This is a genomic window from Pseudolysinimonas sp., from assembly GCF_031389465.1.
Lineage (GTDB): Bacteria > Actinomycetota > Actinomycetes > Actinomycetales > Microbacteriaceae > Pseudolysinimonas_A.
Genome location: NZ_JANMSQ010000225.1, coordinates 1 through 9872, shown reverse-complemented (window position 1 = coordinate 9872; position 9872 = coordinate 1). Strand labels below are relative to the sequence as shown.

The following is a 9872-nucleotide window of genomic DNA, read 5'->3' as shown; positions in this document are numbered from 1 at the left end:
TGACGGCTTCGGGGATCACCGGGTTGACCTTGCCGGGCATGATCGACGACCCGGGCTGCAGGTCGGGGATCGACAGTTCGGCGAGGCCGGTGTTCGGGCCCGAGCCCATCCAGCGCAGGTCGTTGCAGATCTTGGTGAGTGACACCGCGATCACGCGCAGCGCGCCGGATGCTTCGACGAGCCCGTCGCGCGCGCCCTGAGCCTCGAAGTGGTCGAGCGCCTCGGTGATCGGAAGACCCGAGGTCTCGGCGACGACCTCGATGACGCGCGCCGAGAAACCTTTCGGGGTGTTGATGCCCGTGCCGGTCGCGGTGCCGCCGAGCGGAACTTCGGCGACGCGGGGGAGGGCGGACTGGATGCGCTCGATCCCGAGTCGCACCTGGCGCGCGTAGCCGCCGAACTCCTGGCCGAGGGTGACGGGGGTGGCATCCATGAGGTGGGTGCGCCCCGACTTCACGACGCCCTTCCACAGGTCGGCTTTCGCCTCGAGCGCGATCGCGAGGTGGTCGAGCGCGGGCACGAGGTCGTTCACGAGGGCGCCGGTCACGGCGACGTGCACCGAGGTGGGGAACACGTCGTTGCTCGACTGCGACATGTTGACGTGGTCGTTCGGGTGCACGGGCGCACCGAGCTTCGTCGTCGCGAGGGTCGCCAGCACCTCGTTCATGTTCATGTTCGAGGAGGTGCCGGAACCGGTCTGGTAGGTGTCGACGGGGAACTGGTCGTGGTGCGCGCCGCCGATGATGTCGTCGGCGGCTGCGACGATCGCCTCGGCGATGGCAGTGTCGAGGATGCCGAGCTCGCTGTTGACGACGGCGGCGGCGCGTTTGATGCGAGCGAGGGCGACGATCTGGCCGGCCTCGAGTCCCGAACCGGAGATCGGGAAGTTCTCGACGGCGCGCTGGGTCTGCGCGGAGTAGAGGGCGGACGCGGGTACCCGCACCTCCCCCATCGTGTCGTGCTCGATGCGGAAGCCTGACTCGACGCGGGGGGTCTCGGTGCTCACTGCGACGTGGCCTTTCGTTGATGCGGGCGAGGGGACGGTGGCGTGGTGGCGTATCGAGTCACGACTCGACGTTGCCGAGGACGACATCCGGAACCACGCGGCCCTCACGGAGCCGGTAGTTCGCGCCGACGACTGCCAGCGTACCGGCGGCGATGGCGGCGCCGATGAGTTCGGAGCTCTCCAGCAGCTCCGCGACGGTGTCACGCAGATGCTCGCGGCCGACTTCGAGGATGTCGGGGTCGCCGCCGTCGCGCGGCACCCGCTGCACGGCTGGCCGAATCGGGGCGATGAGGTTCGCGATGTGGGGCGGCAACGGGGTGGCGTCGGGCTTCTCGGCATCGATCGCCGCACGTACCGCGCCGCACTCGTCGTGGCCGAGCACGACGATGAGTGGCACGTCGAGCACCGCGACCGCGTACTCGAGCGAACCGACGACCGAATCGGAGATCACCTGCCCGGCGTTGCGGACGACGAAGAGGTCGCCGAGGCCCTTGTCGAAGATGATCTCGGCCGCGAGCCGAGAGTCGCTGCAGCCGAACAGCGCGGCGTGCGGCGCCTGAAAGCCCGCGAGTTCGGTGCGGCGCTCGACGTCTTGGCGGGGATGCTGCGGCTCACCGGCGACGAAGCGCTCGTTGCCGCGCGCCATCTCGCGCCAGACCTGGGCCGGGGTGCGACGCTTGCTCATTCCAGACCTTCCGCGACGGCGGCAGCGAGCACCGCGAACTCTTCTTCGGACGCCGTGCCGCCGAGCACGATCGTCGAGGCCCCGGATGTCGTCGCCAGGGCGTATTCGATGTTGCCGGGGTCGGCGACATCCCGACGGTCGTAGCTGTTCCAGGTGAGCCCGCCGATGTGTTCGGTGCCGCCAGAGCGGGCGGACCGCACCTGATCGGCGAGCCAGGAGTCGTTGGCGTCGACCCCCTGCACGAGTCCGATGTACTGACCCTCCGGCGTCAGGAAGCCGATCTCCCACCGGGTGACGCCGTCGGCCGGGTTGGCCACGAGTTCGGCGCGGTTGGCGGTCCATTCCGCAGGCAGGTCGGGCACCGCGAGCGGCTCGTCGACGCTCGCCTGCGCGGCTGCGCCGATCTCGCCGAAGTCGACGGTGCGCGGCTCCATCTCGGGGCGCACGACGACGACGACGAGGAACAGCACGATGCCGAGCGAGGCGAGAAGCGCGAGCACGAGGTTGAACGCCGTCTGGTTGGCCCGTCGGGCGGCGCGGCGCTCGGCGACGGTCGGTGCCGCCTCCTGGTCGGGGAGCGTCACGAGGCCCCGTCGGTCGTTGCCGGCTGTGCGGCTGAACTGCGGGCGGCATCCAGGCGCGCCTTGGCGCCGACGAGCCACTCTTCGCACCGCTTCGCGAGGGCCTCGCCCCGCTCCCAGAGGGCGAGCGACTCTTCGAGTGAGGTGCCGCCTTGTTCGAGCTGCGTGACGACCTTCACGAGTTCGTCGCGGGCCTGTTCGTAGCTGAGCTCCGCGATGCTCTCGTCGGGGTCGGACACGGCGTCTACCTTACCGGCGGCCCTCGACGGTCGCCGCGATCTCCCCATCGACGAGCGTCAGGCGCACCCGGTCACCGCCCGCGGCATCCTTGGTGTGGCGCAGTATCGCCCCCGAGTCGAGGCGCGCGATCGCGTAGCCGCGTTCGAGCGTCGCCTGCGGCGAGAGAGCCCGCAGCTGGGCCCGCAGTTCGACGACGCGTTGCCCGGCTCGCTCGAACGCGTAGTCGAGCAGTTCGGACCCGCGGGCAACCCAGCGGGTGAGTTCCTCGGCGCGGTCGCTCACGATACGGTCAGGCTGGGCGAGTGCAGGGCGGGAACGGATGTGCCCGATCCGATCGATCTCGGCGGTCACCGAGCCGGTGACTCGGGCGAGCATCCGGCTGCGGGCCTGGCGCACGCGGGCGAGTTCGTCGGCGATGTCGGGCACGACGCGCTTCGCGGCATCGGTCGGCGTCGAGGCACGCAGGTCGGCGACGTCGTCGAGCAACGGCCGGTCGGCTTCGTGCCCGATCGCGCTGACCACCGGAGTCCGGCACTCGGCGACGGCGCGGATCAGTCGCTCGTCGCTGAACGGCAACAGGTTCTGAAAGTCGCCACCGCCGCGCGCGACGATGATGACATCCACGTCGGGGTCGGTGTCGAGCGCCTTGATCGCCCCCGCGACCTCCGCCCAGGCGCGGTCACCCTGCACCGACGCGTGCCGGATGCGGAACTGAACGGCCGGCCATCGCAACTGGGCGTTGCGCAGGACGTCCTTCTCGGCATCCGAGTCTTTGCCGGTCACCAGTCCGATGCATGTCGGCAGGAACGGGAGCCGCTGCTTGCGGGAGGCATCGAACAGCCCTTCCTCGCTGAGTTTGCGGCGCAGGGCTTCGAGCTTGGCGAGCAGATCGCCGATGCCGACATGACGGATGTCGTAGACCTGCATCGTGAGGGTGCCGCCCTTGGGCCACCACTCCGACTTGACGAGCGCGACGACCCGGTCGCCTTGCCGAAACTCTTCTTTGAGTTTCTGTAGCGTCGTCGACCAGACCCGGAACGACAGGGTGACATCCTGCTCGAGGTCTTTGAGTTTGCCGTATGCGTTGCCGCCGGAAAGCCCCCACTGGGTGACCTCGCCCTCGACCCACACCGTGCCGAGGCGGTCGATGTAGTCCTTCAACTTGCCCGACATCATCGCGACCGGCCACGGCGCCTCGGGAGAGGAGCGCTCGGGGGCAGCGGGTTCGTCGGACGGAGCCACAGATCGAGGCTAGTCGAGGGCCGCGCGAGCACCGGCCTCGCGCGGATACGGACGAATCGGGCGTTGCCGGACAGGTGTGAAGTGAGATCATCCCCACGATGGAGGCACCATGACTCGCGACCCTCTCGACGACGTACTCGACCGATCCGCCCCCGAACTCGAACCGTTCCGGCGTCAGGATCTCGACGCGATGATCGTCGATGCGCGGTCAGAGACTCGCGCGAGCCGTCATCCGCGTGTACTGATCGCCGGAGCCGCCGCCGCCGCCCTCCTCATCACCGGGGTCGGCACCGCAGCCGCGACCGACGGGTTCTCCTGGGCGCCGTGGGCGTTGGATCCGCTCGGCGCGATCCCGTTCACCATGGCGAACGGATTCGACTGTGAGCTCCGGTTTTCGGACTACACGGGTGGTGCCGACCCGGGGTTCGTGGGTGAGGTGAACGGAGTCCTTCGCGACTGGTATGGCACTGCTGACGTCCTCGGCGCGGTCGAGACCTTTGTGCCGGCCGCCCGAGCCAATCCCGACCTGGACGCGCTCGGTCTCCAGCCGGGCGAGACCGTAGAGAGCCTTCCGCCGGGCGAGGCCGAGCATCGGGAATGGGTGCGCGAGTGGATGGCCTGGGATTGGGCGGTCAGCGAGGCCGAATGGCAGGAACTCGCCCGCCACGGGATCCAGCCCGGCGACCCACGCATGGAGGGGAGCGAGCGGAGCGGGCAGATCCAGTGCTTCGATGAGAACCACGAGCTCTATACGCCCGGCGGGGCGTCGTGAGGCGCGCCGACGCGCGAATCACCGCGGCGCTGCGCGAGTCGTCGCCGGACTTGCTCGGGTACCTCCAACGACGCGCCGGACGCGACGATGCCCCGGATCTGCTGGGCGAGACCATGGTCGTCGCGTGGCGTCGTGTCGGCGACCTCCCCGTCGACCCCGAGAGCGCGAGGATGTGGTTGTTCGGAATCGCGCGCACTGTGCTGTTCAATCACGGGCGTGGCGAGCGGCGGCGCTGGGCTCTGGCCGATCGTCTCCGTCAGGAATCCCGGAACGACCTCGTCGCGTCACCAGCCGATGACGGGTCGGAGGTGCGTGATGCGATCGCACGACTCGACGCCGATCTGGCCGAGCTCGTGCGTCTGGTGCATTGGGAGCGGATGACCCTCGTGCAGGCTGCCGAGCTGGTCGGCATCCCTGCCTCCACCGCGCGCACCCGGTACTCCCGCGCCAAGGAGGAGCTCCGCACGGTCCTCGGGGTGCGAACCGTCTGAGCGGAGTCATGCCTCCCAGCCCTCGCCAGACGGGCTCCGTAGACTCGACCCATGGCCGGCATCACCAACGGCGTGGGCGTGCTCGCCCCGCCACGCGTACCCGCGGTTCGGGGCCGGCTTAGCGACCTCCCGGTGACAGGGGATAAGCGCGTGCTGTTGGCCGCGCCGCGCGGCTACTGCGCCGGCGTCGATCGCGCCGTCATCGCGGTCGAGAAAGCGCTCGAGAATTTTGGAGCGCCCGTCTACGTGCGCAAGCAAATCGTGCACAACGTGCATGTCGTCAGCACCCTTGAGAAGGCGGGCGCGATCTTCGTCGACGACGTCGATGAGGTGCCCGAAGGCGCCCACGTCGTGTTCAGTGCCCACGGCGTCTCACCGGCGGTTGTCAGCGCCGCCGCCGATCGCGGGCTGCAGGCGATCGACGCGACCTGCCCGCTCGTGACCAAGGTGCACCGGGAGGCGACTCGATTCGCCAAGCAGGATCTCGACATCCTGCTGATCGGTCACACCGGCCATGAAGAGGTCGAAGGCACGATGGGGCACGCCCCCGAGCGCACGACGCTCGTGACCTCACCGGATGATGTGGCCGGCCTGGTCGTGCGCGACCCCGACAATCTGGTGTGGATCTCGCAAACGACCCTCAGCGTCGACGAGACGATGGAGACGGTTCGACGGCTGCGGGAGCGGTTCCCGAATCTGCAGGATCCGCCGAGCGACGACATCTGTTACGCGACCCAGAACCGCCAGGTCGCGATCAAGAAGGTGGCACCCGCGGCCGACCTGGTGATCGTGGTGGGGTCAGCGAATTCGAGCAACAGCGTTCGGCTCGTCGAGGTCGCCCTCGAGCACGGAGCACGGGCCGCCCACCGGGTCGACTATGCGAGTGAGATCCAGCAGGCGTGGCTCGACGGCGTGACGACTGTCGGGGTGACAAGCGGAGCGTCGGTTCCCGAAGTGCTCGTGCGCGAGGTTCTCGACGACCTGGCGGATGCCGGCTACCGCGACGTCGAAGAAGTGACGACGGCAGAGGAAGACCTCATGTTCTCGCTGCCGAAAGAGCTGCGTCGGGATGCCGACGGAAACACCGACGAACGCGCGCTCGGCGGCCGGACGCGCCGACTCGACTGGCAGGGCTGACGGCGTGTCAGACCCGCGCCCCCGACCCCAGTACGGCGAGTACGCCACGCCCGAAGAGGTGGCAGCGCTGCGCGGAGTTCCGCTCGAGACACCAGCGTCGACCACGCCGCCACCCCCGACAGGCCCGCCCGCCGCGCCGCGCAGCGCGTCGCGCGTCGCCGCTCCCGCGAAAGGGTGGCGCCGCCTCGATCGGCCCATCACGATTGCGCTCGTTCTGTTCGGGCTCGTCAACGTCATCCAGTCGGCGCCCCTGTTCATCGACTTCGTGCCGACCCTCGAACTCGCGGCGAAAAGTGTCACCTACGGCCCAGTCGACCTGAGCACCCTCGAATTCGGTGAGGCGGCCCGCGTCGGTGGCTACGTGCTGTTCGCGATCTCGATCGTGCTGCTCGTCGCCGCGGCAGGGTTCTCGTATCTTGCGCTCTCGCGATCGCGCGTGGCCTTCTGGATCCCACTCACCGCGGGGGCGCTCAACCTCGTGTGCTACGTCGTCGTGCTCGGCGTCGTGCTCTACTCGACACCCGGCTTCTTGTCGGCGATCTGACCCATGCGCGTCCGCGTCCTGCCTCGGGAGACGGCCGCCGCCGTCATCACGAGTGCCGTTTCGGCAATGGGCTGGGCGGTCGCCGTCGCGGTCATCCTGATGACCGTTCCGGTTCTCATCGAGACGCTGGCGCAACGTGGCCGACTCGACGATCTGCCGGTGACTCTCATCTTGCTCGGTGCAGTGCTGGGTGGGGTGGCCGCTGTGGCGATCCGACCGCGGCGGTGGGTGGTGCTGCTCTACCTCGGGCTCGGCGGGCTCGCGACGATGGGCTACCAAGTGATCCTGCTCTCCGGCGATCCCGGAATCGTCGACACCTCTCCCTACCTGGTCAACCGACCGTCGCTCGCGCTGGTGCTGGTCGGCATCCCGGCGTCCCGGGCTCTCGTGGGGATCGCGTGGACGGGGCTTGGTTTCGTCGTGGCGGGCGTGGTTGGAGTGGGATCGTTCGCGCTCGCCGACGTGCCCTTCCAGCCGGGATTGGGGCCGGTCATGGTTCTCGCGCTGACTGCCGTCGTGTACTTGACCCTCGCCGCCATTCAGGCGCGCATCCGTGCGCGCGTTCCCAACTTCGACGAGCTCGAAGCCGAGACCCGCGCGCTCGCGCATGGCGAGGATCTGTCCCGACGCACGACGGCCATCGTGCACGACACCCTGCTCAACGACCTTGCGGTCGTGATGAACTCTCCCGACCGGCTTGACGAGCGCGCGCGGGAACGGTTGCTCGCTGACCTCGACACCTTGCGTGGCGCGGACTGGATCACCGCGTCGGCGGACGCCGTGGTGTCGCCCGCCGAGGACGCCGGCATCCGCAACGAACTTGCACGCATCGCGAGCGAGTTTCAGTGGCGCGGCGTCAGCCTGCACATCACCGGTGCCGGACCCGCCACCTACATCGTCACGACCGCGGTCGCCGATGCGATGCTCGCGGCCGTGCGGGCCAGTCTTGAGAACGTGGCTCGCCATTCGGGAGCGACCGTGGCCGAGGTGGAGCTGATCTCCGACGATCAGCACGTCACAATCATGGTGACCGACCGAGGCAAGGGGTTCGATCCCGCCGCCGTTCCGTCCGACCGGCTCGGGCTGCGCAGCTCGGTGGCCGAGCGGATGGCCGCCGTCGGCGGCAGCGCGAGGGTCTGGTCGGCACCGGGCGAGGGCACGTCGGTGATCATCTCCGCGCCGATCTCGCAGGGAGTCGGGCCATGAGCGCGGAAGTCTTCGATCGTCGGTTCGTTCTGCTGTCACCGCAGGAGGCCGATCCGCTCAGCTGGTTCACCGGCTCGTTCGTGCCACTCGTCTTCGCGGCGATCAACCTCATCTACGGCAGCGTCTTCGCGGTTCTGAGTTGGGGAGCCAGCCCCCAACCCGTCGTGCAGATCGTCGGGGTGCTGATCTGCACCTCGGCCTGTGTGCTCGTGCACATTTTGACCCGACCCATGCGTCGACGCATCGGGTGGCCGGGAGCAATCGTCGCGATTGCGATCGCGACTTTTGGCTTTCTGCTGTCGGCGGTGGGCTACGCCGGGTCGGTGCTGACCATCGAGGTGTGGTGGGCGCCGTTCGGGCTCGCGCTCACGATCGGTTCGCTCGGCCCCTACCTTCCGGCGCGGGTGATCGTCTCGCTCGGCACGATCGCGGGTTTGGTCGCGGTGCCGATCGCCTTCCTCGCGATCCGGGCGGAGGTGACCGCGTGGGGGCCGATCTCGACGATCGTGATCATCTCGTCGCCGATCGTGAGCGGGATCGTCGCAACGGCAGTCTTCTCTATCGTCGTCGTCGGCCGCACCCTGCCGCTGATCGAGAAGCGCACGCAAACGATGCTTTCCGTCGACGCGCCCCGTGGCGTGCGCACCCAGGCGGAGGAACGGCAGCGACTCGCACGGCTCAGTCTGCGTGCCGTGCCGTTCATCGAACAGGTGGCTCGTGACGGGGTGGTCACGACGGCAGACCGCACCCTGGCGGGGCAACTCGCTCGCCGGTTGCGTGACGACCTGGTTACCCAGTCCAACCTCACTTGGCTCGACTCGGTCGCACATGACCGCCTCGTCGTCGTCGATCCGGATCGCCGCGCGGGCAGGATGCGTGGCCACCAGCGCACCGCGCTCCGTGCCCTATTGCGCGCGATCCTCGATACCCCGGGAACGGACGCCGGCTCCCTCCTCGTCGAGCTGCGAGGACACCCTGATGGCTCCACCGCGGTCGGCGTAAGCCTCGACATCGAGTTGCCCGAAGGGCGCCGCATCATGCATCTCGCGCCGTACTACCTCGCGCTGCGAGGGAGTGTCGACGATCTCGAGTGGAAAGACGACCGCTTCTTGAGGATGACCTTCAACTTGCCTGCCGTTGACCCGGGCGCCGCGCGCGATCCGTTGTGAGACGAGGCCATTTCTGGCCTCGTCACGTCGCCAGCGCCGATGGCCGTCTCGGCCATCGGGTCACTTCGACGTGATCGAGTTGTTCGCGCTGCCGAGCTGACGAGTCGCCTCGGCGACGCGTGCGGCCATCGCGGTTTCGGCGACCTTGCCCCAGGCGCGGGGGTCGTAGATCTTCTTGTTGCCCACCCCGCCGTCGACGCGAAGTACGCCGTCGTAGTTGGCGAACATCGTGCCGGCGATCGAACGGGTGAAGGCGTACTGGGTGTCGGTGTCGATGTTCATCTTCACCACCCCGAATGAAACCGCGTCGGCGATCTCCTGGTCGGTCGATCCGGACCCGCCGTGGAAGACCAGGTCGAGTGGCTTGGGGCCGGTCGAATACTTGGTGGCGAGGCCATCCTGAATCTCTTTGAGCAGTTCGGGGCGCAGCTTCACGTTGCCCGGCGCGTAGACGCCGTGCACATTGCCGAAGGTCAGCGCGGCCATGTAGCGCCCCTGGTCGCCGAGCCCGAGCGCTTCGACGGTGGCTATGGCGTCCTCGAGCGTCGTGTACAGGTGCTCGTTGATCTCGTGAGCCACGCCGTCCTCTTCACCGCCGACGACGCCGATCTCGACCTCGAGGATCGCGTTGATCGCCTTCATGCGGGGGAGCAGGTCTTTCGCGATCTCGAGGTTCTCGGGGAGCGGCACGGCCGAGCCGTCCCACATGTGCGACTGGAAGATCGGGTTGCCGCCCGCCTTGATCTGCGACTCGGAGGCTGCGATGAGCGGCTCGACAAAGCCGGCGAGGGCATCCTTC

General features: G+C 68.5%; 12 protein-coding genes. 6 read left to right on the top strand and 6 right to left on the bottom strand.

From position 1 onward, the window contains the following. From RMO30_RS09045 to xseA, 5 genes are all read right to left on the bottom strand, one after another. Positions 1–952 (bottom strand): class II fumarate hydratase (locus RMO30_RS09045; protein ID WP_309712251.1); only part of this gene is annotated, 952 nt, incomplete at its 3' end. 112 nt (positions 953–1064) lie between these two features. Beyond that, complete coding sequence (locus tag RMO30_RS09040; protein WP_309712247.1) at positions 1065–1691, bottom strand: carbonic anhydrase; 627 nt, start codon at positions 1689–1691, stop codon at positions 1065–1067. Then, positions 1688–2275: a DUF4245 domain-containing protein gene (locus tag RMO30_RS09035; protein WP_309712245.1), complete on the bottom strand. Its 588-nt coding sequence runs from the start codon at positions 2273–2275 to the stop codon at positions 1688–1690. The genes RMO30_RS09040 and RMO30_RS09035 overlap by 4 nt, the downstream gene beginning before the upstream one ends. Next, positions 2272–2511: an exodeoxyribonuclease VII small subunit gene (locus RMO30_RS09030; RefSeq protein ID WP_309712243.1), complete on the bottom strand. Its 240-nt coding sequence runs from the start codon at positions 2509–2511 to the stop codon at positions 2272–2274. Before RMO30_RS09030 ends, RMO30_RS09035 begins: the two co-directional genes overlap by 4 nt. A gap of 10 nt (positions 2512–2521) precedes the next feature. Further along, on the bottom strand, positions 2522–3688 hold the full coding sequence (gene xseA / locus RMO30_RS09025) for an exodeoxyribonuclease VII large subunit (RefSeq protein ID WP_309712250.1): 1167 nt from the start codon (positions 3686–3688) through the stop codon (positions 2522–2524). Positions 3689–3863: 175 nt separating this feature from the next. On the opposite strand from xseA, the gene RMO30_RS09020 reads away from it, so the two are divergent. Genes RMO30_RS09020 through RMO30_RS08995 form a run of 6 tightly spaced genes read left to right on the top strand, consistent with a single transcriptional unit; the run spans position 3864 to position 9073 of the window. Next, entirely contained in the window at positions 3864–4526 is a 663-nt protein-coding gene (locus RMO30_RS09020; protein WP_309712240.1) for a hypothetical protein, read from the top strand. After that, on the top strand, positions 4523–5017 hold the full coding sequence (locus RMO30_RS09015) for an RNA polymerase sigma factor (protein WP_309712238.1): 495 nt from the start codon (positions 4523–4525) through the stop codon (positions 5015–5017). Before RMO30_RS09020 ends, RMO30_RS09015 begins: the two co-directional genes overlap by 4 nt. Before the next feature lie 51 nt (positions 5018–5068). Beyond that, positions 5069–6154 (top strand): 4-hydroxy-3-methylbut-2-enyl diphosphate reductase, encoded by a 1086-nt coding sequence (locus RMO30_RS09010; protein WP_309712236.1) that lies wholly within the window; start codon positions 5069–5071, stop codon positions 6152–6154. Between the two features lie 4 nt (positions 6155–6158). Further along, positions 6159–6698 (top strand): DUF6264 family protein, encoded by a 540-nt coding sequence (locus RMO30_RS09005; RefSeq protein WP_309712233.1) that lies wholly within the window; start codon positions 6159–6161, stop codon positions 6696–6698. 3 nt (positions 6699–6701) lie between these two features. Continuing rightward, positions 6702–7904 carry an ATP-binding protein gene (locus RMO30_RS09000; RefSeq protein ID WP_309712230.1) on the top strand — a complete coding sequence of 401 codons (1203 nt, stop codon included), beginning with the start codon at positions 6702–6704 and terminating at the stop codon, positions 7902–7904. After that, positions 7901–9073 (top strand): hypothetical protein, encoded by a 1173-nt coding sequence (locus RMO30_RS08995; RefSeq protein WP_309712227.1) that lies wholly within the window; start codon positions 7901–7903, stop codon positions 9071–9073. The genes RMO30_RS09000 and RMO30_RS08995 overlap by 4 nt, the downstream gene beginning before the upstream one ends. A gap of 60 nt (positions 9074–9133) precedes the next feature. Here RMO30_RS08995 and fbaA read toward each other — a convergent pair. Next, positions 9134–9872: class II fructose-bisphosphate aldolase (gene fbaA / locus RMO30_RS08990; protein WP_309712225.1), on the bottom strand; the 739-nt coding region annotated here is incomplete at its 5' end.

Excerpts from the sequence above, each read along its gene's own strand:
- RMO30_RS09040 (WP_309712247.1), bottom strand. The coding sequence starts at position 1,691 with ATGAGCAAGCGTCGCACCCCGGCCCAGGTCTGGCGCGAGATGGCGCGC.
- xseA (WP_309712250.1), bottom strand. The coding sequence starts at position 3,688 with ATGATGTCGGGCAAGTTGAAGGACTACATCGACCGCCTCGGCACGGTG.
- RMO30_RS09020 (WP_309712240.1), top strand. The coding sequence starts at position 3,864 with ATGACTCGCGACCCTCTCGACGACGTACTCGACCGATCCGCCCCCGAA.
- RMO30_RS09010 (WP_309712236.1), top strand. The coding sequence starts at position 5,069 with ATGGCCGGCATCACCAACGGCGTGGGCGTGCTCGCCCCGCCACGCGTA.
- RMO30_RS09000 (WP_309712230.1), top strand. The coding sequence starts at position 6,702 with ATGCGCGTCCGCGTCCTGCCTCGGGAGACGGCCGCCGCCGTCATCACG.
- RMO30_RS08995 (WP_309712227.1), top strand. The coding sequence starts at position 7,901 with ATGAGCGCGGAAGTCTTCGATCGTCGGTTCGTTCTGCTGTCACCGCAG.